The 21,440-nt window shown below is 69.7% G+C and carries 21 protein-coding genes; 10 read left to right on the forward strand and 11 right to left on the reverse strand.

Annotated elements, in window-relative coordinates; all coding sequences use genetic code 11:
• Positions 1-241 precede the first annotated feature (241 nt).
• Genes OU415_RS07585 through OU415_RS07600 form a run of 4 tightly spaced genes read right to left on the reverse strand, consistent with a single transcriptional unit; the run spans position 242 to position 4,329 of the window.
• A complete protein-coding gene (locus tag OU415_RS07585) occupies positions 242-1,066 on the reverse strand; it encodes a carbohydrate ABC transporter permease (RefSeq protein ID WP_270947873.1) in 825 nt (274 codons plus the stop codon).
• Complete coding sequence (locus tag OU415_RS07590) at positions 1,063-1,995, reverse strand: carbohydrate ABC transporter permease (protein WP_408641817.1); 933 nt, start codon at positions 1,993-1,995, stop codon at positions 1,063-1,065. Before OU415_RS07590 ends, OU415_RS07585 begins: the two co-directional genes overlap by 4 nt.
• Positions 1,992-3,335 carry an ABC transporter substrate-binding protein gene (locus tag OU415_RS07595; RefSeq protein WP_270947874.1) on the reverse strand — a complete coding sequence of 448 codons (1,344 nt, stop codon included), beginning with the start codon at positions 3,333-3,335 and terminating at the stop codon, positions 1,992-1,994. Before OU415_RS07595 ends, OU415_RS07590 begins: the two co-directional genes overlap by 4 nt.
• Positions 3,325-4,329, reverse strand: a complete 1,005-nt coding sequence (locus tag OU415_RS07600) for a zinc-dependent alcohol dehydrogenase family protein (protein ID WP_270947875.1) — start codon at positions 4,327-4,329, stop codon at positions 3,325-3,327. The genes OU415_RS07595 and OU415_RS07600 overlap by 11 nt, the downstream gene beginning before the upstream one ends.
• 119 nt (positions 4,330-4,448) lie before the next feature.
• Here OU415_RS07600 and OU415_RS07605 point away from each other — a divergent pair, with 119 nt between their 5' ends.
• Positions 4,449-5,429 (forward strand): sugar-binding transcriptional regulator, encoded by a 981-nt coding sequence (locus OU415_RS07605; RefSeq protein ID WP_270947876.1) that lies wholly within the window; start codon positions 4,449-4,451, stop codon positions 5,427-5,429.
• Positions 5,430-5,433: 4 nt separating this feature from the next.
• On the opposite strand, the gene OU415_RS07610 is transcribed toward OU415_RS07605, so the two are convergent.
• On the reverse strand, positions 5,434-5,868 hold the full coding sequence (locus tag OU415_RS07610; RefSeq protein WP_270947877.1) for a MarR family winged helix-turn-helix transcriptional regulator: 435 nt from the start codon (positions 5,866-5,868) through the stop codon (positions 5,434-5,436).
• Between the two features lie 102 nt (positions 5,869-5,970).
• Here OU415_RS07610 and OU415_RS07615 point away from each other — a divergent pair, with 102 nt between their 5' ends.
• The 4 genes from OU415_RS07615 to OU415_RS07630 are packed head-to-tail and all read left to right on the forward strand — an operon-like array spanning position 5,971 to position 9,032.
• On the forward strand, positions 5,971-7,371 hold the full coding sequence (locus OU415_RS07615; RefSeq protein WP_270947878.1) for an MFS transporter: 1,401 nt from the start codon (positions 5,971-5,973) through the stop codon (positions 7,369-7,371).
• Positions 7,368-8,258, forward strand: coding sequence for an NAD(P)H-binding protein (locus OU415_RS07620; RefSeq protein WP_270947879.1), 891 nt, complete (start codon positions 7,368-7,370; stop codon positions 8,256-8,258). Before OU415_RS07615 ends, OU415_RS07620 begins: the two co-directional genes overlap by 4 nt.
• Positions 8,248-8,661, forward strand: coding sequence for a nuclear transport factor 2 family protein (locus OU415_RS07625; protein WP_270947880.1), 414 nt, complete (start codon positions 8,248-8,250; stop codon positions 8,659-8,661). The genes OU415_RS07620 and OU415_RS07625 overlap by 11 nt, the downstream gene beginning before the upstream one ends.
• Before the next feature lie 2 nt (positions 8,662-8,663).
• A complete protein-coding gene (locus OU415_RS07630; RefSeq protein WP_270947881.1) occupies positions 8,664-9,032 on the forward strand; it encodes a VOC family protein in 369 nt (122 codons plus the stop codon).
• Between the two features lie 16 nt (positions 9,033-9,048).
• Here the strand turns inward: OU415_RS07630 and OU415_RS07635 are convergent, their stop codons facing one another.
• Positions 9,049-10,032: an LCP family protein gene (locus OU415_RS07635; protein WP_270947882.1), complete on the reverse strand. Its 984-nt coding sequence runs from the start codon at positions 10,030-10,032 to the stop codon at positions 9,049-9,051.
• A 144-nt stretch (positions 10,033-10,176) separates the two neighbouring features.
• On the opposite strand from OU415_RS07635, the gene OU415_RS07640 reads away from it, so the two are divergent.
• Together OU415_RS07640 and OU415_RS07645 are read left to right on the forward strand one after the other, a co-directional pair.
• Complete coding sequence (locus OU415_RS07640) at positions 10,177-10,527, forward strand: hypothetical protein (protein WP_270947883.1); 351 nt, start codon at positions 10,177-10,179, stop codon at positions 10,525-10,527.
• A gap of 14 nt (positions 10,528-10,541) precedes the next feature.
• On the forward strand, positions 10,542-12,632 hold the full coding sequence (locus OU415_RS07645) for a glycosyltransferase (protein WP_270947884.1): 2,091 nt from the start codon (positions 10,542-10,544) through the stop codon (positions 12,630-12,632).
• Between the two features lie 91 nt (positions 12,633-12,723).
• Here OU415_RS07645 and OU415_RS07650 read toward each other — a convergent pair whose 3' ends face one another.
• The 5 genes from OU415_RS07650 to surE form a co-directional block, all read right to left on the reverse strand.
• A complete protein-coding gene (locus OU415_RS07650; RefSeq protein WP_270947885.1) occupies positions 12,724-13,548 on the reverse strand; it encodes a serine/threonine-protein kinase in 825 nt (274 codons plus the stop codon).
• Positions 13,545-15,392: an ABC transporter ATP-binding protein gene (locus tag OU415_RS07655; RefSeq protein ID WP_270947886.1), complete on the reverse strand. Its 1,848-nt coding sequence runs from the start codon at positions 15,390-15,392 to the stop codon at positions 13,545-13,547. Before OU415_RS07655 ends, OU415_RS07650 begins: the two co-directional genes overlap by 4 nt.
• A gap of 50 nt (positions 15,393-15,442) precedes the next feature.
• Positions 15,443-15,589, reverse strand: a complete 147-nt coding sequence (locus OU415_RS07660) for a hypothetical protein (RefSeq protein ID WP_270947887.1) — start codon at positions 15,587-15,589, stop codon at positions 15,443-15,445.
• A gap of 15 nt (positions 15,590-15,604) precedes the next feature.
• On the reverse strand, positions 15,605-15,730 hold the full coding sequence (locus OU415_RS07665; RefSeq protein WP_270947888.1) for a hypothetical protein: 126 nt from the start codon (positions 15,728-15,730) through the stop codon (positions 15,605-15,607).
• Between the two features lie 137 nt (positions 15,731-15,867).
• Positions 15,868-16,770: a 5'/3'-nucleotidase SurE gene (gene surE / locus OU415_RS07670; RefSeq protein ID WP_270947889.1), complete on the reverse strand. Its 903-nt coding sequence runs from the start codon at positions 16,768-16,770 to the stop codon at positions 15,868-15,870.
• Between the two features lie 99 nt (positions 16,771-16,869).
• On the opposite strand from surE, the gene OU415_RS07675 reads away from it, so the two are divergent.
• From OU415_RS07675 to OU415_RS07685, 3 genes are all read left to right on the forward strand, one after another.
• Positions 16,870-17,727, forward strand: coding sequence for a LysR family transcriptional regulator (locus OU415_RS07675; protein WP_270947890.1), 858 nt, complete (start codon positions 16,870-16,872; stop codon positions 17,725-17,727).
• 127 nt (positions 17,728-17,854) lie between these two features.
• Positions 17,855-19,807, forward strand: a complete 1,953-nt coding sequence (locus OU415_RS07680; RefSeq protein WP_270947891.1) for a hydantoinase/oxoprolinase family protein — start codon at positions 17,855-17,857, stop codon at positions 19,805-19,807.
• Positions 19,804-21,366: a hydantoinase B/oxoprolinase family protein gene (locus OU415_RS07685; RefSeq protein ID WP_270947892.1), complete on the forward strand. Its 1,563-nt coding sequence runs from the start codon at positions 19,804-19,806 to the stop codon at positions 21,364-21,366. Before OU415_RS07680 ends, OU415_RS07685 begins: the two co-directional genes overlap by 4 nt.
• Positions 21,367-21,440 lie beyond the last annotated feature (74 nt).

The following is a 21,440-nucleotide window of genomic DNA, read 5'->3' on the forward strand; positions in this document are numbered from 1 at the left end:
CCCCCCCCCCAGCCCCCACAATCCACGAAATCACGGGGATGACCCCACCAACAACGGAACCTCCACAAAGCCCCGAGCACCTTGAAAACTCAAGAGTGGAAAACGAAAAGCCGCCTCGAAGGAAACGGAGCGACATCCGCAAGGACAAGCTCCGAAGCCCGGCCGACAAAGGCAGTGCCCGCCCGGACCAAACCCCGGGCGGGCACTGCAACGGCACTCAACGAGCAAAGCCCCAAACGGGCTACTTGACCGCCCCCATGGACAGACCACGAACCAAGTGGTTCTGAGCGGCCCAACCAATGATCATCACAGGCAGAGAAGCCAAGAAGGCCGCAGCGCTGAGCTGCGCCCAGTAGAGGCCCTCGCTGGTGATGAACCCGACTAGGAAGACCGGAACGGTCCCGGCCTGAGCAGCAGTCAGGTTGACCGCGTAGAAGAACTCGGTCCAGGAGAAGATCACGCAGATCAGCGCGGTAGCAGCGATGCCGGGCGCCACCACCGGAAGCACCACCCGGAACAGCAGCGTCGGCAGCTTGGCCCCGTCGATCCGCCCCGCCTCCACCATCTCCTTGGGCACTTCCAGGAAGAACGAGCGCATCATCCAGATCGCCAGCGGAAGGTTCATCGCCGTGTACAGGACCACCAGAGCCCAGACGTTGTCCAGCATCTTGAGGTTCTGGGAGATCACGTACAACGGGATGATCGCCGCGACGATCGGCAGCATCTTCGTGGACAGGAAGAACCCCAGCGCGTCCCGGGTCCCCGGCACGGCGGAGATGGACAGCACGTACGCCGCCGGCACCGCCAGCAGCAGCACGAGCAGCGTGGACACCACCGTCACGAACGCCGAGTTCGCCAAGTACGGCAGGAATCCGCGCTCCAGTACACCGGCGAACTGCTCCAGCGTCGGGGTGAACACCACCTTCGGCGGGTTGGTGTAGGCGTCGTTCTCCTGCTTGAACGAGGTCAGCACCATCCACAGCACGGGGAACACGAACAGGATCGCGATCAGCCAGGTCAGCGCGGTCAACGCCCAGCGGCCGAGTGGGTTGCCAGTCCGCATCATCGCACCTCGCTCACGCCGAAGGTCCGGAACATCAGGCGCAGCGCGAAGGTCGCCACGATCAAGGTCAGCACGACCACGATCACGCCCATCGCCGAGGACTGGCCGATGTCGAAACCCTCGAAGGCCCGCTGGTAGATGTAGAACGGCAGGTTGGTGCTCGCGGTACCGGGACCGCCCTGCGTCATCAGGTAGATCGCGTCGAAGCTGTTCACGATGTAGATCGCCCCGAGAAGCGCGGCGAGCTGCAGGTATCGGCCCAACTGCGGCAGCGTGATCGAGGCGAAGGTCCGCCACCGGCCCGCCCCGTCGACCGCCGCGGCCTCCAGCACCTCCTTGGACTGGCCCTGCAAGCCGGCCAGGATCAGCAGCATCATGAACGGCGTCCACTGCCAGATGATCTGCGCCATCACCGATGCCAGCGGGAACTCCGACAACCAGTCGACCTCGGTGCCGAACACGAAGTTCAGCAACCCGTAGGTGGGGTCGAACATCGTCGTCTTCCACAGCAGAGCGCCGGCCGCGGGCAGGATGAGGAACGGCGTGATCAGCAGCGTCCGCACCACGCTGCGTCCCAGGAACTGCCGGTCCAGCAGCAGCGCCAAGCCGAGGCCCAGCAACATCGCCACCAGCACGCACACCACCGTCAGCAGCACGGTGTTGAACATCGCTCCGCGGAACTGGCTGTCGGCGAACACGTCGATGTAGTTGCGCAGACCGACGAAGTGGCGAGAGCCCGGGCGCACCAGGTTCCAGGACTGGAACGAGTAGAACACCGTGAGCAGGAACGGGATCTGGGTGACCAGGACGGTGAACAGCAGCGCGGGCATCAGCGGCGCGCGGCGCAGCCAGGCCTCGCGCGACCACTTCCCGGGACGTCTGCGAGTCGTCGAACGGTCGACTGCGGTTGTCGTGGTGGCCGTCTGCGTCATCTGGTCTCCCGGTATGCCGCACCGACGGATTCGGCGTATTCCTGGGACTGCTGCAGTGCTTCGTCCACCGAGATCTGCCCGGCGATGGCCGCCGAGAGCTGCTGGCTGACCCGGGTCCCGAGGTCCTGGAACTCCGGGATCCCGACGAACTGGATGCCCGGGTAGGGCACCGGGTTCAGCATGGTGTTCCGCTGGTTCGCGCTGTCGATCCCGGCCAGCGTGGGTGCGGCGTAGGCGTGCGCGGCCTCCTGGTACTCCGGGATCTCGTAGGTCGACCGGCGGCAGCCCGGTGGCACCCGGTTCCAACCGAACTCGGTGCCCACGGTGCGCACGAAGTCCTTGTCGGTCATCCAGCGCATGAACCGCCAAGCGGCGTCCTTGTCCTGGGCGACCTTCGGCATGGCCAGCGACCAGGTGTAGAGCCAGCCGCTGGTCTCGGTGCGCGACACCGGAGCGGGCACGTAACCGGACTTGCCGACGACCTCACTGCTGTCCGGATCCTCGTTGGTACCGGCCATGACCGTCGCGTCGTACCACATCGCCGCTTCGCCCTGGCCGTATCGAGTGCCGCACTCGGTGAACCCGGCGCTGGACGCACCGACCTCGCCGTGCTGGCGCACCAGGTCGACGTAGAACTGGGCGGCGGCCCGGAACTCTGGCGAGGTCAGCTGCGCGTTCCAGTTCTCGTCGAACCAGCGGGCGCCGAAGGTGTTCGCCACGGTGCTGAACGGGGCCAGGCTCTCGCCCCAGCCCGGCTTGCCGCGCAGGCAGATCCCGGCCACGCCTGCTTGCTTGTCGTCCAGGCGAGCGGCGAAGTCGGCGATCTGCTCCCAGGTGGGCCGTTCCGGCATGGTCAGCCCGGCCTTGGCGAACAGGTCCTTGCGGTAGGCCAGGAACGACGACTCGCCGTAGAAGGGCACCGCGTACATCGATCCGTCGTGGGAGAGCGAATCGCGGATGCTGGGGATGAAGTCGTCCGCGTCGTAGCCCGGGCTGGCGTCGATGTAGGGCTGCAGGTTCTCCAGCCAGCCGTTCGCCGCCCACTGCGGGGTCTCGTAGTTGCTGATCATCACCACGTCGAACTCGCCGCCCTCGGTGGCCGTCGAGGCGGTGATCTTCGCTCGCGCCTGGTTCTCCGGCAGCTGCACGAACTTCAGCTTGATGCCCGGGTTGTCGCGTTCGAACTGGTCGGAGAGCGCGATGGCGTCCTCCATCTGCGGGTTGGACACGATCGCCACGACCAGCGTTCGCCCACCCGCACCGAGCGCCCCGGCTCCCGCGCATCCGCTGAGCAGCAGGGCGACGACCGCGAGCACGGCCAGCTTGGCTCTACTTCTCATCAACGCCTCCCGGCAGGACCTGCACCTTCAGCCCGGCGCCGCTGCGCATCAGGTCCAGCGCGGCGGGGAACTCCTCCAGCGGCAACGTGTCGGTGAGCAGCTCGTCGGTGTCGATGGCACCGGACGCGACCAGGTCCAGCGCGGCGCCGTAGCTGTGCAGCACCGCCATCGAGCCGACGATCTTGATCTCGTCGTTGTAGATGCGGAACGGCGACAGGGAGATCCGCGCCTCGGCCGGGGCGACGCCGAACACCAGCAGCCGGCCACCGCGGCGCAACGAGTCGAAAGCGGCCTCGATCGCGGGCGCGGCGCCGGTGCAGTCCACGGCGGCGTCGAAGCGCTGGTCGAGTTCGGCGACGTCGGTGCTCACCGAGACCGCGCCGAGCTTCGTGGCGCGCTCCAGACGTGCCGCATTGCGATCGACCACCGACACCTGGGCACCACCGCGCTGTAGCAGCTGCTGCATCAGCAGCCCCATCGTGCCCGCACCGACCACGAGGAACCGCTCCCCCGCTTCAACACCGATCTGGCGCACACCGTGCACCGCGCAGGACACCGGCTCGACCAGCGCGCCCTGCTGCCAGGTCATGGAGTCGGGCATCCGGTAGGCAGTGCTGGCGGGGATGGCCACGTACTCGGCGAAGGCGCCGTCGACGGTGTCGCCGGTGGCGTTCCAGTTCGCGCAGAGATTGCCGTGGCCCGAGCGGCACGGCGTGCAGTAGCCGCAGAACAGCGATGGGTCGACGGCCACCCGGTCACCGATCTTCCACCCGCCCGGCACGTCCGCGCCGAGCTCGACGACTTCACCGGCGAACTCGTGCCCGGGCACGATCGGGTAGGGCGTGGGCGGGAAGTGCCCGTCGGCGATGTGCAGGTCGGTGCCGCAGATGCCGCACGCGCCGACCTTGATCACGAGTTGTCCGTCGCCGGGTTTCGGGTCCGGCACCTCACCCACCCTGATCGAACCGGGCTGGTCGATGATCGCGGCGCGCATGACACCCCTTCCGCTGACCCGCTCATATGAGCACTGCGGGCCGTTCGTTCCGGCAACTCGCCGAGAATTGAAGGGTGATTCCGCACATCCCGTCAACATTTTCTCCTTAGAATGCTCATATGAGCATCAGCAAGATCCGTGCGAGGCTGACCGACACGGTCACGGCGGCGTCCATCGCGCACCGGTTCTTCGTCCAGGGCCGATCCAAGCTGGAGATCGCCCAGGAATTCGGGATCAGCCGGTTCAAGGTGGCCCGGATCCTCACCGCAGCACGGGAAACCGGCCTGGTCCGGGTCGAGTTCGACCTGCCGGTGCCGATCGACCTCGAGCTGTCGGAGGCGGTGCGGACCAGCTACCGGCTGCGCCGCGTCCTGGTGCTCAATCGAGCGCAATCCAAGGCCGAACGCCCCGAGCTGCGCCGGAGGATCGGTGCGCTGGCAGCGGATCTGCTCGCCGAGACCGCCACCATCGAAGACGTGATCGGCCTGTCCTGGGCCCGGTCGGTCAACGCCATGGCGGATGCCGTCCGCACGCTGCCGAAGTGCCCGATCGTGCAGTTGTGCGGCGTGCAGGCGGGCATGGACATGCGGGACCGGTCGGTGGAGACGGTCGGCAGGCTGGCCGACATCTCCGGCGGGTCCGCGTACCCGATCTACGGTCCGCTGGTGCTCCCGGACCGCCGCACCACGGAGATACTCCGCAACCAGCCGGGCATCGCCGAGACCTTCGACCAGTTCCGCCACCTGACCAAGGCCGTGGTCAGCATCGGAGCGTGGCGCCCCGACGAATCCACCGTCTACGACGCCCTGAGCCAACCGGAACGGGACGCGATCGAGGAGCGCGGTGCGATGGCGGAGATCGCCGCCCGCCTCTTCGACGCGGACGGCAACGCGATGTCAACGGGCCTGGCCCACCACGTGCTCGCGATCCCGCACGAACAGCTCGCCCAGATCCCAGAAGTCATCGCCCTGGGCTACACGGAACCGAAAGCCCGAGCGATCGACGCGGTCCTGCGCTCCGGAGTGGTCACCACCCTGATCACCGACGCCCAAGTAGCCGAGATCCTTCTGGAGCTGGTCGCCGAACGCCCGCTCGCATAGCGGCTCAAGCCTCCGCAGCGACGTTGGCGCGCAGCTGGGCGAGAGTCCGTTCGAAAGCAGCCAAATCCCCTTCGGGGATGCCGGCGCGGAGTCGTTCGTCGAAGGACATCGCCACCTTCCGGAGGCGGTGGAACGCCGCTTCTCCCCCTTCGGTCAGCTCGACCTGGTGAACTCGTCGGTTCGCCGGGTCTCGCTGCCTGGTGAGCAGCCCCTCGGACTCCATCGCGTTGAGGTGGTGGGTCAGGGTCGCGCCCTGGATCCCCACCGCAGCGGCCAGTTCTCGCTGGTTGCTCACCTTTCGGGTCTTGAGCGACAGCAGAACCAGCCACACCGGGACCGAGCCGCCCGCTTCCGCGAGGGCGTCGTCGAAGGCTCGACCGACCGCCTTCGAGGTCTGCGCGAGGTTCAGCCCCAGCGGCTGATGTGCGGGTCCAGGCATGCCGCCAAGCTAGCACAGACCAATCGAAGACTAATCGTTTGACATCTAATCATTCGAGACCTACCGTTGGCTGCACTCGCCGCTGAGGAACTGGGGATTCCCATGACCAACGGAAGAGCAACTCCAAGCACCCCCGCAGAGCTGCCGGGGTCGGATCGCCGCCGGTGGACCGCACTGGCATTCATCTCGGTCGCGCAGCTGATGCTCGCGCTCGACGCCACCGTCACGAACATCGCGCTGCCGTCCGCGCAGACCGACCTCGGCTTCTCCGACGCGCAGCGGCAGTGGGTGGTCACCGCGTACACGCTGGCCTTCGGCAGCTTACTCCTGCTCGGTGGCCGCCTCTCCGACCAGCTCGGTCGCGCTCGCGCCTTCCGCACGGGGCTGGTCGGGTTCACCGCGGCATCCGCGCTCGGCGGTTCCGCGACGAACTTCGGCACGCTGGTGGCGGCGCGCGGCCTGCAAGGTGCGTTCGCCGCCCTGCTCGCACCCACCGCGCTGGCACTGCTCGCCACGACCTTCTCGGAACCACGCGAACGCGCCAGGGCTTTCGCGATCTTCGGAGCCATCGCGGGCAGCGGCGGAGTGCTCGGCCTGGTGCTCGGTGGAGTGCTGACCGAAGCCCTCACCTGGCGGGCATGCCTGTACGTCAACGTCCCCGTCGCCGTGCTCGCAGCGTTCGGGACCCGGTACGCCGCCAGCCGGCCGGGCGCTGTTCGGCGGTCCCGACTGGACCTCATCGGCGCGTTGCTGTCGGCCGGCGGCTTGTCCGCGATCGTCTACGGGGCAGCGCAGAACTCATCGCGGATCGTGCCCATCAGCACCGGGATCGCGCTCCTCGCGGCATTCGCCGTGCGGGAGTCCCGGACTCCTGAACCGCTGCTCCCGCCCCGGATCCTCCGCGATCGCAACAGGATCGGCGCGTGCCTCGCAGTCGCGTGCGGTGTCGCCGGGATGCTGGCCACCTTCCTGTTCCTGACCTACTACCTCCAGGAAGTGCTCGGCTGCACCCCGGTGCAGGCTGGGCTCGCGTTCCTACCGCTGTCGGCTGCGGTGTTCGCCAGCTCGCAACTGCTCGCCGCGCGGTTGCAAGCCCGCGTAGCTCCCCGCGCGTTGATCGCCTCAGGTCTGCTGGTCGCCGCTGCGGGGCTGGGCCTGCTGACCGGGTTGGCCCCGGGCGGCTCCTACGCCACCGACGTGCTGCCAGCGGAAATCCTGCTCGGCATCGGCATGGGCTGCGTTTTCCCGACTGCGATCAGCTCGGCCACCAGCCGGGTCGATCCCCGCGAGGCCGGGGTCACCGCAGCCGTAGTCAACGCCGCGCAGCAGATCGGCGGATCGATCGGCGTGGCAGTGCTCAACACCGTCGCCGTCGCCGCAGCAGGGCCCTCCGGCGGTTACGCCCCAGCAGCGTTCTGGGCTGCGTCGACCCTCGTCGTCGGCGCACTGGTCAGCGCTGTGCTCATCAATGCCCGCGCACCACATCGAGGAGGAGAACGATGATCTTGGTGACCGGCGCGACCGGGAACGTCGGCTCGGAGGTGGCCAGCGCGCTGGCAGCTGCCGGGCACCCGGTGCGCGCGATGACGCGACGGCCGCACGAGGCCCGCACACCAGACGGTGTCGAGGTGGTCTACGGGGACGCAGAGGATCCCGCCAGCCTCGACGAAGCGTTCCGCGGCGTCGACCGCGCGTTCCTCATGACCTCGCAGCAGGTCGGCACCGCACCGCGCCCGACGCACGACATCAGCCTCGCCGCAGCCGCGCAGCGCGCCGGGGTCGCGCACCTCGTGAAGCTGTCGGTCTACGGCGCGGGCCGGGGCGACGACGTCATCGACCGGTGGCACGCGGAGGCGGAGGCGGCCGTGGTCTCGACCGGGATCGACCACACGATCCTGCGGCCGGGCCGGTTCATGTCCAACGCCTTGCACTGGGCGCCGATGATCCGGCGCGGCGACCAAGTGCGCATCCCGTTCGCGCACCGGCCGACGGCTGCGATCGCCCCCGCCGACATCGCCACCATCGCCGTGTCCGCGCTGACCACCGACGAGCACCGCAACGCCGTTCACCAGCTCTCGGGGCCGCAAGTGCTGACGCCCGCCCAGGAACTCTCCATCATCGGCGAGGAACTCGGCCGGCACCTCCAACTGGCCGAACCGTCCCTCGGGGAAACGCGGGCCGGCCTGCGCCGCTCCGGGATGTCGCCGGAAGTCGTCGACGCGGTCCTCAACCGCGCGGTCGGAAGCGACGACGGCGCACAGGTGCTGCCTGCGATGCCCGGTCTGCTCGGGCGGCAGCCGACCACCTTCGCCGACTGGGTTCGCACGCACATCGACTCATTCGCCCACCAGGAGAACGACGACCGGCAGGAGCGAGAAGATGTCCACTGAGGAAGGCGTCCGCCAGCTCGAACAGCAGTGGGCCTCGGCTGAGGCACGCGGTGACGTCGAGGCGCTCGCCGCGCTGACCACCGAAGACTTCGTTCTGGTCGGGCCGCTGGGATTCGTGCTGGACCGCGAGCAGTGGCTGGCGCGCTACCGCACCGGGGACCTGGTCACCGAGTCGCTCGACTGGCACGACGCCGAGGTGCGCGATCACGGTGACTGCGCGATTTCCGTCGGCGTGCACACCCAACGCGGGGCGTACCGCGGGAATACGGTCGACGGCGAATTCCGTTCCACCCACATCGCGGTTCGCCGCGGCGACCGGTGGCTGCTGGCCGGCATCCAGTTGAGCCCGATCGGTGCGCCACCGGCTTTCGCGCAGAACACCTCGCAACCGGCCGGGGAGTGATCATGGGTATCGAACTGAACCACACCATCGTCGGGGCTCGGGACAAGCACGAATCCGCACGGTTCCTGGCCGACATCCTCGGCGTCGAGGTCGGTGCCGAGTTCGGGCCGTTCGTGCCGGTCGAGCTCGACAACTCGATCACGCTGGACTACATGACCCAGTCGGACGTGCAGCCGCAGCACTACGCGTTCCTGGTCGACGAAGCCGAGTTCGACGAAGCGTTCGGCCGGATCCGCGACGCGGGGATCGCCTACTGGGCCGACCCGGCACACCAGAAGCCCGGCGAGATCAACCACCGCTGGGGCGGCCGGGGCGTCTACTTCGACGACCCCGACGGGCACAACATGGAGCTCCTCACCAAGACCCCGTGACCCGATCCAGCCCCCCTCACCGGACGGCGGTCACCGCCTCCGGTGGGATCGGCCGGTCCTGCTTGAGCGCCGCGAACAGCGCCTCCGACCTCCCCTTGTCCCAGAAGAGGACCTCCCCGAGCCCCGGCATGTCCATCCCGCCGCCGGTCGGCACCGTCACCGTGACCAGCTCTCCGCCCGCACCGCTCACCCGATGCCCGAGCCGTGCGAGGTCGTCGAGCCGGTCGTAGTCGGAGACGCTGACGCTGGAGGCCAGCCCCCAGATCATGGGCACCGAACTCACCGGGTTCAGCAGGACCTCGCGGCTGGTCGCCTTGTTCACCAAGGCCGACAGGAAGGCCCGCTGGTGCTCCGCGCGCTCCAGATCGCCGCGCGCGAACGCCCGGGTGCGCACGAAACCGAGCGCTTGCGCCCCGGTCAGCTGTTGGCAACCGCTCGCCAGCTCCAGGTCGATCTTCGGGTCGTTGATCGGTTGCGGCAGGCACATCCGCACGCCGCCGACCGCGTCCACCACTCCGGCGAAACCGCCCAGCCCGATCTCCAGGTAGTGGTCGATGCGCAGCCCGGTCACCTCTTCCACGGTGCGGGACAACAACGTCGGGCCACCGTAGGAATACGCCGCGTTGAGCTTGTCCGGACCATGGCCCTTGATCGGCACCAGCGAGTCGCGCGGGAAGCTGACCAGCGTCGGCGCGCCCGAACCGGCTGGGATGTGCAGCAGCATCACCGTGTCGGTGCGAGATCCGGCAGCGTCCTCAGCGCCTCCGGTGACCAACTCGCGCTGCTGCTCGGCGGAAAGACCGGACCGGCTGTCCGAACCGACCAGCAGCCAGTTCGTCCCGTTCGCCCGGGACGGGGCGGGGCGTCCAATGTAGTCGGTGAACGCGGGCACGCGCTGCAGGGAAAGTTCCAGCTGCACCACCGCCGCGGCGATGAGCAGCACCACCACGGCGAGCAGCAACGACAGGAGTCGGGTGGCGCGTCGCAAGAAAGTTCTCACTGCGTGTGTTCGCTCCATGCGTTCGGGCGACGCGCACACGCCCCGACAACCGCGCGCCTCGGTTCGAAGTAACCGTAACGTTATCGTACGGCGTCCCGACTTATCCATTCAGGTGATCAAGACATCCGACCGACCGGAGCAATGATGTCCTACCGAGGCCACCCGCGAACCCGCGGCGGCTCGACCGAAGTCCGCGCCAGGCACCGCCGCAACTCCCCGGACTCGATCGTCGTCCACACCGGACGAGCACGGCGAAGCGGACGTCCCGGGCAGACCACGCTCGACATCTCGCCGGACCGCGAGGTCCGCCGGATCCGCCACGTCGCGGACCCCGTCTTCGTCGACCGCAGCGGCCGCCGACGCCGGGTGTTCCGGCGGTTCTTCCTGGCAGCCAGCCTGGTCCTGGTCTGCCTCGGCCTCTTCCTCGCCTCGGCGATGCTCAACTCCAGAACCCCCGCGCCGCCACTTCCGACCACCGCCCAGACGAACTCCTGAGACAGGAAGCGCTTTTGCCGCGTCGCTCCCCCACTCCCCGAACCCCTCGCGCGCACTGGCTGCTGCTCGGCCTGGTCCTGCTCGTGCTATGCGGCCTGCTCGGCTTGGACGTCCTGCTCAACAGAGCCGGGGTGGCAAGCACGCCGAGCGGGACCAGGCAGTTCGTGCCCGAATCCGCGTTCGCCGGTGGCTCCGTCATCGACCCGCGCGAACCGGTCGTGCAACACCCGCCCGCCCGGCACTTGGCGCTGACCTTCGTGGACGGACCAGATCCACAATGGACACCGGAGGTGCTGGCCGTGCTGGCCGAGCACCGGGTGCACGCCACGTTCTTCCTCACCGGTGCGCAGGCCGCCGAGAACTCCGCGCTGGTCCAGCGGATCCTCGCCGAAGGGCATGAGATCGGCAACCGAACCCTCACCCGCACCGACCTCCGGCAGGCCGGCGACCTGCGAATCCAGCTCGAACTGCAGGCCACCGACCTGGTGCTGGCGGGCACTGCCGGGATCACCTCGAACCTGGTCCAACCGCCGTACACGACGACCGGGTCGCTGGACTACGAAGCGTGGAAGTCGTTCCTGCGGATCGGCAACCACGGACGCCAGGTCGTGGTCGCCGACCTGGATTCGCAGGACTGGAGGCAACCGGACCCGGCGGCGGTGCTGGCGAACTCGACACCTCGCGACGACCGCGGTGCGGTGCTGATGATGCGCGACACCGCAGGTCCGGGCACCGTGCAGGCTTTGGACCACCTGCTGGACGGGCTGCAGCGGACCGGTTGGCGAGTCGACTCCGTCGGCGGGACCTTCCAACTGCCCACCACGATGAACGAAGCCCAGATCGTGGAACGGATCGCGGGCACGATGTTGGTCGCCATCATCAAGCTGTCCAGCTGGTTGGCCGACACGCTGCGCGTGCTGCTCTGGCTGGCGACCGCGTTGGCCGCGCTGCGCGCGGTCTTCGTACTGGTCATCGTGCCGATCCACCTGCGCCGTTCCCGCCGCTGGGAACCACCGTGGCCGATCAGCCAACGCGTCGGCGTCATCGTGCCGGCCTACAACGAGGAAGCCGGTATCTCCAGCACCGTGCGCTCGATCCTCGCCTCCGAGCACCCGGTGGAGGTGATCGTCGTCGATGACGGCTCGACGGACCGGACCGCCGAAGTGGTCGAGCGGTTGCAACGGCGGTTCCCGCGCATCCGGCTGATCCGGCAGGAGAACGCGGGCAAGGCCGCCGCGGTCAACACCGGGCTGGCGGCGGCGAACTCCGAACTGGTGGTCATGGTGGACGGCGACACCGTGCTCGAGCCCGACGCCGTCGGCCACCTCGTCGGGCACTTCACCAATCCGGCCATCGGCGCGGTGTCCGGCAACGTCAAGGTCGGCAACCGCGGCAAGCTGCTCGGCCGCTGGCAGCACATCGAGTACGTGACCGGGTTCAACCTCGATCGCCGCGTCTACGACGTGCTGCGCTGCACGCCGACGGTGCCCGGCGCGCTCGGCGCGTTCCGCCGCTCGGCGATCCAGGAAGCCGGCGGTGTCAGCGACGACACCCTCGCTGAGGACACCGACCTGACGATGGCCCTGGAACGTGCCGGGTGGCGCGTGGTCTACGAGGAGCGGGCGATCTCCTGGACCGAAGCACCGGCCACCTACCGCCAGCTGTGGAAGCAGCGCTACCGGTGGTGCTACGGGACGTTGCAGGCCGTTTGGAAGCACCGACGAGCTGTCATCGAACGCGGCGCGGCGGGACAGCTGGGCCGCCGGGGTCTGCCATACCTGGTCATCTTCCAGGTGTTGCTGCAGGTGATCGCCCCGGTCATCGACGTGACCACGTTCTTCGCCCTGTTCACCGAGGACGCGGGCAGGATCGCCCTGACGTGGTTCGCCTTCCTCCTGCTGCAGCTGGTCCCCGGGGTGATCGCGTTCCGGCTGGACAAGGAGCGGTTGGGGCCGCTGCTCGCCCTTCCGCTGCAGCAGATCGTCTACCGCCAACTGATGTACCTGATCGTGGTGCAGTCGGTGATCACGGCCCTGGCCGGGGCCCGGCTGCCCTGGCAGAAGCTGGAACGCCGCGGCCAGCTGGTCGCAGCACGTCGGCAGTGATCCCCGTGGGCCGGTCCCCGGACGCTCCGCCCGGTGCTCGAGCCGGTCCTCCTGGATCCGGGTGCGGGCCCCGAGGGGGCAGCGAGCCGGCTCACGGGTTCTCGTCGCCGGTCGCCTCGACGAGGAGCTCGTGGAGGCGTTGCAGCGTCGGGCGCTGCTCAGGTCGCGGGCGGAGGCAGCCGTCGATCCCGGCGGCCAGCGGTTTGGGCAAGCGCCGCGCTGATCGCACGGGTGGTGCCGTCGTCGTCAGCTGGGAGAACTCATCGGTTCCCGGCACGTCGAAGGGCTGGATTCCGGTGGCCGATTCGTACAGGACGAGGCCGATGCCCCAGGCATCGGCCGGCGGCCCCACCAGGCCGCCTCGGGCCTGTTCCGGCGCCATGCAGCGCGGTGTTCCGGCTCCGCCGCGGTGCTGCCCCGGTGGGCGGGCCAGACCCAGGTCGAGCACTCGCGCTCGGCCGAACTCGGCGATGATGTTGCCGGGTTTGAGGTCCAGGTGCAGGTACCCGCGGTCGTGCAGGTAGCGGATCGCCGAGCACAGCTGCAGGCCCAGGTGGCCGAGTTCCTGGACGGTGAGCTTGCGCTTGCCGTCGTCGAGCAGGCTGTCCAGGGTCGCCCCGCCCAGCGTCTCCATGATCAGCACCGGAGTTCCGTCGGACGCCTCCGCGATCTCGTAGGCGCGAACGATGTACGGGTGGGTGCAGGACAACAGCAATTTTCCCTCGAACGCGAGACTTTCACTGATCTCGCGGTCGTCGACGAGGTCCGGTCGCACCGCCTTGACGAAGCACCGGCTGTAGCGCTGGGCGCTCCAGGCGTCGTAGGTGTCGTACCACTCGCCTCGCCGGATGTGCTCGATCACCGCGTAACCGGGCGCGAGCTCCTGCCCGCGGCGGAGTGGCTCTGCTTCGGTCATGCCAGCTCCCGCACCACGGGCTCTTCCTGCTGCATCCGGTACAGCGACGCGTAGCGGCCGTTGCGGCGCATCAGCTGGGCGTGCGTGCCGGATTCGGCGATCCGGCCGTCGTCGAGCAGCAGGATCTGGTCGGCGTCGCGCACCGTCATCAGGTTGTGCGCGATGACGATGGACGTGCGGTCGGCCATCAGGCGCCGCAGCGGTTCCAGCACCCGCGCGCTGGACGCCGCATCGAGGCCGACGGTGGGTTCGTCGAGCAGCAGGACCGGTGCGTTGCGCAGCATCGCGCGGGCGATGGCGATTCGCTGCCGCTGCCCGCCCGAAAGCAGGCTGCCGCGCGCTCCGACCGTTGTCCGGTAGCCGTCGGGCAGCGCGGTGATGAACTCGTGCGCGTCCGCCGCGCGGGCGGCGCGCACCACCTCGCGGTCCGTGGCTCCGGGTCGCCCCCAAGCGATGTTGTCCCGAACGCTGGCGTCCACCACCAGGGCGTCCTGGAGCACGACCGAGATGTTGTGCCGCACCTCCTGCTGCTCGACGGACCGCAGGTCCAGCCCGTCGAGGGTCACGGCGCCGGTATCCGGGTCGTAGAAGCGCAGCAGCAGCTTGCCGACCGTGGACTTGCCGGATCCGCTGGCCCCCACCAGGGCCAAGGACTGACCGGGCCGGACGGAGAAGGCGACGCGGTGCACGGCGTCGCGTTCGGTGTTCGGGTACCGGAAGCTGACCGCGTCGAAGGCCACCTCGCCTCGCGCTCGGCCCAAACGGCGCGGGTGCACCGGATCCCGGACGTCGGGGACCTGCTCGAGCAGTTCGATGATCCGCTCGGCACCGGCGGAGGCCGCGTAGACGGTGTTGGTCAGCCGTCCGAACCCGCGCACCGGGCTGTAGAGCTGGCTGAGGTACCCGAGGAACACGAGCAGGCCGCCCAGGGTGATCGTGCCCCGGGACAGCTCCCAGGTGCCGAGCCCGATGATCAGCAGCACCCCGCCGAGTTCGAGCAGGTCCACCAGCGGGCTGAACAGCGCGTGCAGCCGGGTGGCGACCATCTCGGCGGCGAAGCTGCCCAGGTTCTCCCGGTGGAACCTCTCGGTTTCGGCGCGCTCGCGGCCGTAGGCCTTGACCAGCGCCGCGTTGCTCAGGCTTTCTTCGGCGACTGCGCCGATCGTCCCGCTGCGCCGCCGCTTCTCCCGCGACGCGGCCTTGATCCGGCGGGAGAAGTACCGCGCGGTCAGCCAGAACGCCGGGACCGCGATCAGCGAGACCACCGCGAGCCGCCAGCTCAGCACGAACAGCGCACCGGTGAACAGCACGATCTTGAACAGGTAGGACAGCGCCTGGACCGTCCCGGACAGCACCAGGTTCTCGATGGCGCTGACGTCGCCGGTGAGCCGGGACAGCGTGTCCCCGACCTTGCGGCGGTCCAGGAATCCGATGGACAGCCCGTGCAGGTGTCCGAACAGGTCGGTGCGCAGGTCGAGCAGGAAGCGCTCGGCGACCCAGGTGGAGAGGTACTCGTCGGTGAAGCCGACGATGCCGGCCAGCACCGTGATCCCCAGGTAGGCGGCGCCGAGGGCGAAGAACAGCCCGAAGTCGCGGGGCACCAGGACGTCGTCGACGAGGATCTTGAACATCCAGATCGTCGCGGTGTCCAGCAGCGGTCCGATCAGGACGAGCAGCACCACGAACGCCCACCAGCGCCGGTAGGGGCGGGCGTAGGGCCAGAACCTCCGGAAGATCTCCCGCACGCCGACAGCTGGTGCCTGCTCGACGAGGACCTCGGTCTCCGCTCCGGGAACGGTCAGCAAGGCCCGCAGCCGGGCCAGCAGCGAAACGATGAGACTCATGAGACGTGGTGGGCGGCGGTGTCCGATGGGCACCGCCGCCGGTCAGTGGATCAGCGACCCATCGGGAAGAAGTCCGTCCTGCCGTGGTGCTTCAGCGACGTCCGCCGCCGACCGCGGTGGTGGTCCCGGCCGCTGTGGCTGCGGTGCCGGTGGTTGGTGGCAGCGGGAACGTGTGCGACGAACAATCCCTTGACCATGACCGTTTCCCCCTTTCACAGGCTGCGGTGCGTGCGGGCCGTCATGCGGCTGCCCCGGCTGCGTGACCGGTGCCGGCTCCGGGACTTGTCCCGGTTCTTGTTGCCGGCGGGCAGGTGCGCGGCGAACAAGGCGTGCGCCATTTGGTCGCTTCCCCTCGAACTCACATCTGTAGGTGTCCGTCCAAGTCCAGGCTCGCTCGCGGGTCATCGCGGAGCTAGAGCATTTGTTCCCCGCCAGTGGGTGTGCAAGCGCGCTCGCACACCCACGACGAGCTCTCTCAGCGCAGGGATCCGAGCCGCTGCCGCATCGACGCCAGAACACCGCTGGAGGCGGTCCAGTCGCCGTCGAGCGGGGTGACGGAGACGTAGTCCGCTGCCAGCGCGTTGTTGTCGGAGTCGCGCACCGGATCCGGCGAGGTGTCGAACACTGGCTGGATCACGTAGCAGTCGGGGCACAGATCGGTGCGCTCGTAGCGCGGCCGGACGAACGCCGACCGGCCGGTCGCGGTCACCTTCGTGCCCTTGACCTCGGGCGCCACCGGGTAGTTGATGTTGAGCGTGGTGTGCTCCGGGAGCAGCGGTCCGCCGTTGGAGGTGCTGCGCAGCTGGTCGAGCACGCGGGTTGCGTACTCGGCGGCAGCGGGCACCGGGCCGAGCTGCGGCGGATCGGTGCTGACGTCGATCTCGACGCTGATCGCGATGGCGGGGATGGACAGCTCACCGCTGACGTTGGTGGCGCCGACCGTGCCGGAGTGGGCGGCGACCGCGCCGGTGTTCTGCCCCGGGTTCACGCCGGACACCACGACGTCCGGTGGGTCGCCGGCGAAGACGTTCTGCACCCCGAACGACACCGAATCCCCGGGCGAGCCGCACACCGCCCAGGTGTCCGGGGCCACCTGCTTCGCCGTGATGGTGTTCTCCTGCGTCGGTTCCCCGCGCGCGTACTTCGAGGAGAGCTCGGTGCCGCTGCCGCTCTGGTCGTCGCACGGGGCCACCACGGTCACCCGGTGCCCGGCCGCGCTCAGCGCCTGCTTCAACGCCGAGAGCGTGGGCGCGTCGTAGCCGTCGTCGTTGGTCAGCAGGATGTCCAGCGGCTCCTGCGCCGGGCTCACCCCGGGCAACGCGAGCACGCACGCGAGCGCGGCCGTCGAGGCCGCCCACCATCGGGAACTCCGTCTCATCGATCCACTCCTCCTCGCCGGAATCGGGAGTTCCCATGGCACCGAAACAACCAAGCACTTGTCCAAGTCCGGTTCGGCTTGCTTACATGCCTTCCGGACATGAACCTCCAACAGCTGCACTACCTCATCGCCGTCGTCGACCACGGCACGATGACGGCTGCCGCCCGTGCGCTGCACGTCTCCCAACCGGCGCTCGGGCGTGCGGTGCGCGCGCTGGAACGGGAGGTGGGCACGCCGCTGCTGGCCTCCAACGGGCGACGGTTGCACCCGACGCAGGAAGGACTGGCGGTCGTCGCCCACGCCCGGGCGATCTCCGGCCACATCACCGACATCCTGTCGTTGGGCGAACGGCGGGAGCTCGTCCTGGCGGCCACCCCGACCCTCGGCGCCGGGACGGCACCACGGCTGCTGCGCGTGCTGACCGAGCAGTGCCCGAACGCAACGGTGTCGCTGGAGCGGCGCGACGGACCGGCCGAAGTCGCCGCCGTGGTGCGGAACGGGCAGGCCATGGCCGGGATCGTCGAGCTGTCCGCGTCGGACCCGGTCGACGACGGGTTGGGCAGCGTAGCGCTGGGCAGTCGCGAGATCGTGCTGCTGTGCCCGAGCGGAATGCCGGTCCCCGCCGAACTCCCCCACGCGGGTCTGGCCGAGCTGTCGCTGATCCTGCCCGCGAACGGCCACCGGCGCAGCCAGCTCGACCTCTGGTTCACCTCGCTCGGGCTCCGACCGCGCGTGGTGTGCGAGACCGACGAGCGCCTGGCCTGGGAGCAGATGGTCGGCGCGGGGCTCGGGTGCGCGTTCACCGACCGGTGGCACGCCGAGAGCGCACCGGTCCGGGGCACGCGCATCGTGCGGTTGGCACCACCGATCCACACCGAGGTGAAGCTGCTGTACCGCAAGGACAATCCCAGCCGCACCCTGCGACTGCTGCTGGATGCCCTGGCACGCACCCCCTGATCAGCGCCGCAGCACCAGATCGGGAGCAGGCGCTGAAATTGCGCCGCCGTCCGCGAACCGGTGGACTTCAGGTATGCGCCCGGACCGGGAGACGGCTGGGGTCCGGGGTTGTCGGGCGGGTGACGCGATGCCGGACGAGGTCGAGGCGTGTGCCGGGGTGGACGTCGGAGGCACGTTCACCGACGTCGTCCTGCACGCCCCCGGCCACCGGCCGAAGGCCGTGAAGGTGCCCACCACCCCGTCCGATCCCGCCGAAGGGGTCCAGCGAGGCGTGGCGGAAAGCTTGCCGGACGGCGCCCTCCGCCTGCTTCCGCACGGCAGCACCACGGCGACCAATGCCGTGCTGGAGCGCAAGATCGCGCGCACCGCGTTCGTCACCACCGCAGGTTTCACCGACGTGCTGCAGATCGCCCGGCAGAACCGGCCCGCGCTCTACGACCTGTCGGTGACCAAGCCCGAGCCGCTCATCCCGCGGGAGCTGGTGGTCACGGTCGAGGAGCGGATGGGGCCGGACGGCGAGCCGATCATCGCCCTGACCGACGACGAGATCGAGCGCGCGGTGGACGCAGTGCGTCGGCTGGAGCCCGAGGCGATCGCGGTGAGCCTGCTGTTCTCCTACGCGTGCGACGACCACGAGCGGCGGTTGTGCACCGCGCTGGGCGAGCTGGGTGTGCCGATCACCCGTTCCAGCGCGCTGCTGCCGGAATTCCGGGAGTTCGAGCGGGCGTCCACCTGCGTGCTCAACGCGGCGATCGAGCCGGTGATGCACCGGTACTTGTCCAACCTGGAAACCCGCTTGCCGGATCCGACCATCACCGTGATGACCTCCAGCGGCGGCACCGCCGGCGTGGCCTTCGCCGCCACCGCTCCCGTGCACACCCTGCTGTCCGGACCGGCGGCCGGTGTGGTGGCGGCCGGGGCGGTGGCGCGTTCGGCCGGGTTCGACGACGCGATCGCCTTCGACATGGGCGGCACCTCGACCGACGTCTGCCTGATCCGCGACGGGCACCCCGAGGTCTCGACCTCTTCGGAGATCGCCGGTCTGCCGTTCCGCACCCCCGCTGTCGGGATCCACACGGTGGGGGCCGGAGGTGGCTCGATCGCCTGGGTGGACACCGGTGGCGCATTGCGGGTCGGGCCGCGTTCGGCGGGCGCGGACCCCGGACCCGCCTGCTACGGAGCAGGTGGGCAGGAACCGACCGTGACCGATGCGCACTGCGCGCTGGGCCACCTGGACCCGGCCCGCGAGCTCGGCGGTGGATTGCGCTTGGACGCCGACGCAGCGGACCGCGCGTTGTCCGGGCTGCCGGAGTCCGCTGGGGGCGTGCTCGCCGTGGTCCGGGCGACGATGGCGCGCGCGCTGCGCCGGGTCAGCACCGAACGCGGCGTCGACCCGTCCGGGTTGGCCCTGGTCGCTTACGGCGGCGCAGGCCCGCTGCACGCGACCGCGCTCGCACGCGAGCTCGGCTGCCCGGCGGTCGTGGTGCCCCCGGCGCCAGGCGTGCTCAGCGCGCTCGGCCTGCTGCTGGCCCCGCCCCGGTTCGAGGCCTCTCGAACCGTGTTGTCCAGCGCCGGGGACGACCTGTCGGAGCTCTGGGACGAACTGGCCGACGAAGCGCGCCGCGAGCTCGAAAAGCAAGGGGTGGCAACGAACATCGAACTGTCCAAAGTGGCTGACATGCGCTACGCGGGCCAGTCGCACGAGCTGCGGGTCGACGTGACCGGCGAAACCGGGACCGCTGAGCTGCTGCACACCGCGCACCGCGAGGCCTACGGCTACGAGATGCGGGACGAGCCGGTCGAGGTGGTGACGCTGCGCGTCGTCGCCCGGGGCGAACCGGTGCTCGCCGCCCCACCGGGGAACTGGGACCAGGGCAGCCCGGAGACCAAGCCGGACCGCGAGATCGGCATCGGCGACCGGACGGTGCGCGCCCACGTCGTCCCGCGCGCCGGCCTGCACCCGGGCGACGAGATCACCGGCCCGGCGCTGGTCGAACAGCCCGACACCACGACGCTGCTCGACGATGGCGAGGTGGCGTTCGTGGACGACGCGGAGAACCTGGTGGTGCGGTTGACATGACCGAACTGTCCGCGGTGGAACTCGAGGTGTTCCGGCACGCGCTGGCCGGGGTCGCCGACGAGATGGGCGTGGCCCTGCGCCGCGCCGCCTACTCCCCCAACATCAAGGAGCGCGCGGACTGCTCGGCCGCGGTGTTCGACGCCGACGGCGAGATGGTGGCGCAGGCCGAGCACATCCCGGTGCACCTGGGCGCGATGCCCGCCAGCGTCCGCGCGGTGCTGGACACCTGCGGTCGGCTCGAGCCGGGTGCGCAGGTGTGCGTCAACGACCCGTACCTGGGCGGGACCCACCTGCCGGACCTGACGATCGTCGCCGCGGTCGGTGACGGCGACCGGTTGCTGGGTTACGTGGCCAACCGCGCGCACCACGCCGACGTCGGCGGGGCGGCGCCGGGTTCGATGCCAGCGTCGGCCACCGAGATCGCGATGGAGGGCGTGCGGATCCCACCGGTGCGCATCGCCGACGCCGACGGCGAGCGCGAGGACGTGGTCCGGCTGATCGCGGCCAATTCCCGCACTCCCGGTGAACGGCGCGGTGACCTGCGCGCCCAGTTCGCCGCCAACCACGTCGGCGCGGTGCGGATGCGCGAACTCGCCGAGCGGATGGGCTCGGAGCGGCTGCGCGCGGCTATGTCGGCGGTGTGCGACTACTCCGACCGCCGGGTGCGGGCGGCGATCCGCGAGATCCCCGACGGCTGCTACCGCAACGAGGACGTGCTGGAGATCGGCGACGGCGTGCCGATCCGGGCGGCGGTGACCGTCACCGGCGACGAGGTGGCGATCGACTTCGACGGCACCGCCGACCAGATCCCGGTGAACTGCAACGCGGTGTTCGCGGTGACGCTGTCGGCGTCGATGTTCGTCCTGCGGATGCTCACCGATCCCGACGCACCGCCCAACGCCGGGTGCTACCGGGCGTTGCGCGTGACCGCGCCCGAGGGCACCGTGGTCAACCCCGTGTTCCCGGCGCCGACTGCGGCGGGCAACGTCGAGACCAGCCAGCGCATCGTGGACGTCCTGCTCGGCGCGTTCGCCCAGGCGATCCCCGACCGCGTGCCGGCAGCGGGCCAGGGAACGATGAACAACCTGCTCATCGGCGGTAGCGAACCGGCGTTCAGCTACTACGAGACGCTCGGCGGCGGTGAGGGCGGAACCCCCGACCGGGCCGGCATGTCCGGGGTGCACACCGGCATGACCAACACGCAGAACACCCCGGCCGAGGCGGTGGAGCTCGGCTACCCGCTGCGGGTCTGGCGCTACGAGTTGCGCCCGTCCTCGGGCGGCGCTGGGCACCACCCCGGTGGCGAAGGCCTCGTGCGCGAGATCGAGGCCCTGGCCGACTGCACCCTGACGATCCAGTCCGAGCGCCGCAGCCACGCGCCTCCGGGCGCCCGGGGCGGCCTGCCTGGCGAGGTGGGCCGCAACGTCCTCGTCCGCGCCGACGGCGCTGAGCAGGAACTCCCGGCGAAGGGCACCTGGCCGCTGCGCCGAGGAGACCGGATCCGCATCGAAACCCCAGGTGGCGGAGGCTGGGGAAAGCCGGCGGGAGAGTTACGCTGAAGCTGCGGACCGGGCGCTCCGCGCTGGCACGTGGAGCATTCGCACCCCCGGCCCACGGAGCCTCCGACCCACGC

The sequence above is a fragment of the Saccharopolyspora oryzae genome (assembly GCF_027853915.1).
GTDB lineage: Bacteria > Actinomycetota > Actinomycetes > Mycobacteriales > Pseudonocardiaceae > Saccharopolyspora > Saccharopolyspora oryzae.

What these genes read in the sequence shown, in the direction of transcription:
- OU415_RS07640 (WP_270947883.1), top strand. Translation starts at nt 10,177, where the DNA reads ATGTCCTACCGAGGCCACCCGCGAACCCGCGGCGGCTCGACCGAAGTC.
- OU415_RS07665 (WP_270947888.1), bottom strand. Translation starts at nt 15,730, where the DNA reads ATGGCGCACGCCTTGTTCGCCGCGCACCTGCCCGCCGGCAACAAGAAC.
- OU415_RS07675 (WP_270947890.1), top strand. Translation starts at nt 16,870, where the DNA reads ATGAACCTCCAACAGCTGCACTACCTCATCGCCGTCGTCGACCACGGC.
- OU415_RS07625 (WP_270947880.1), top strand. Translation starts at nt 8,248, where the DNA reads ATGTCCACTGAGGAAGGCGTCCGCCAGCTCGAACAGCAGTGGGCCTCG.
- OU415_RS07655 (WP_270947886.1), bottom strand. Translation starts at nt 15,392, where the DNA reads ATGAGTCTCATCGTTTCGCTGCTGGCCCGGCTGCGGGCCTTGCTGACC.
- OU415_RS07685 (WP_270947892.1), top strand. Translation starts at nt 19,804, where the DNA reads ATGACCGAACTGTCCGCGGTGGAACTCGAGGTGTTCCGGCACGCGCTG.
- OU415_RS07585 (WP_270947873.1), bottom strand. Translation starts at nt 1,066, where the DNA reads ATGATGCGGACTGGCAACCCACTCGGCCGCTGGGCGTTGACCGCGCTG.
- OU415_RS07630 (WP_270947881.1), top strand. Translation starts at nt 8,664, where the DNA reads ATGGGTATCGAACTGAACCACACCATCGTCGGGGCTCGGGACAAGCAC.
- OU415_RS07615 (WP_270947878.1), top strand. Translation starts at nt 5,971, where the DNA reads ATGACCAACGGAAGAGCAACTCCAAGCACCCCCGCAGAGCTGCCGGGG.
- OU415_RS07680 (WP_270947891.1), top strand. Translation starts at nt 17,855, where the DNA reads ATGCCGGACGAGGTCGAGGCGTGTGCCGGGGTGGACGTCGGAGGCACG.
- OU415_RS07610 (WP_270947877.1), bottom strand. Translation starts at nt 5,868, where the DNA reads ATGCCTGGACCCGCACATCAGCCGCTGGGGCTGAACCTCGCGCAGACC.
- surE (WP_270947889.1), bottom strand. Translation starts at nt 16,770, where the DNA reads ATGAGACGGAGTTCCCGATGGTGGGCGGCCTCGACGGCCGCGCTCGCG.
- OU415_RS07650 (WP_270947885.1), bottom strand. Translation starts at nt 13,548, where the DNA reads ATGACCGAAGCAGAGCCACTCCGCCGCGGGCAGGAGCTCGCGCCCGGT.
- OU415_RS07590 (WP_408641817.1), bottom strand. Translation starts at nt 1,995, where the DNA reads ATGACGCAGACGGCCACCACGACAACCGCAGTCGACCGTTCGACGACT.
- OU415_RS07620 (WP_270947879.1), top strand. Translation starts at nt 7,368, where the DNA reads ATGATCTTGGTGACCGGCGCGACCGGGAACGTCGGCTCGGAGGTGGCC.
- OU415_RS07605 (WP_270947876.1), top strand. Translation starts at nt 4,449, where the DNA reads ATGAGCATCAGCAAGATCCGTGCGAGGCTGACCGACACGGTCACGGCG.
- OU415_RS07660 (WP_270947887.1), bottom strand. Translation starts at nt 15,589, where the DNA reads ATGGTCAAGGGATTGTTCGTCGCACACGTTCCCGCTGCCACCAACCAC.
- OU415_RS07600 (WP_270947875.1), bottom strand. Translation starts at nt 4,329, where the DNA reads ATGCGCGCCGCGATCATCGACCAGCCCGGTTCGATCAGGGTGGGTGAG.
- OU415_RS07595 (WP_270947874.1), bottom strand. Translation starts at nt 3,335, where the DNA reads ATGAGAAGTAGAGCCAAGCTGGCCGTGCTCGCGGTCGTCGCCCTGCTG.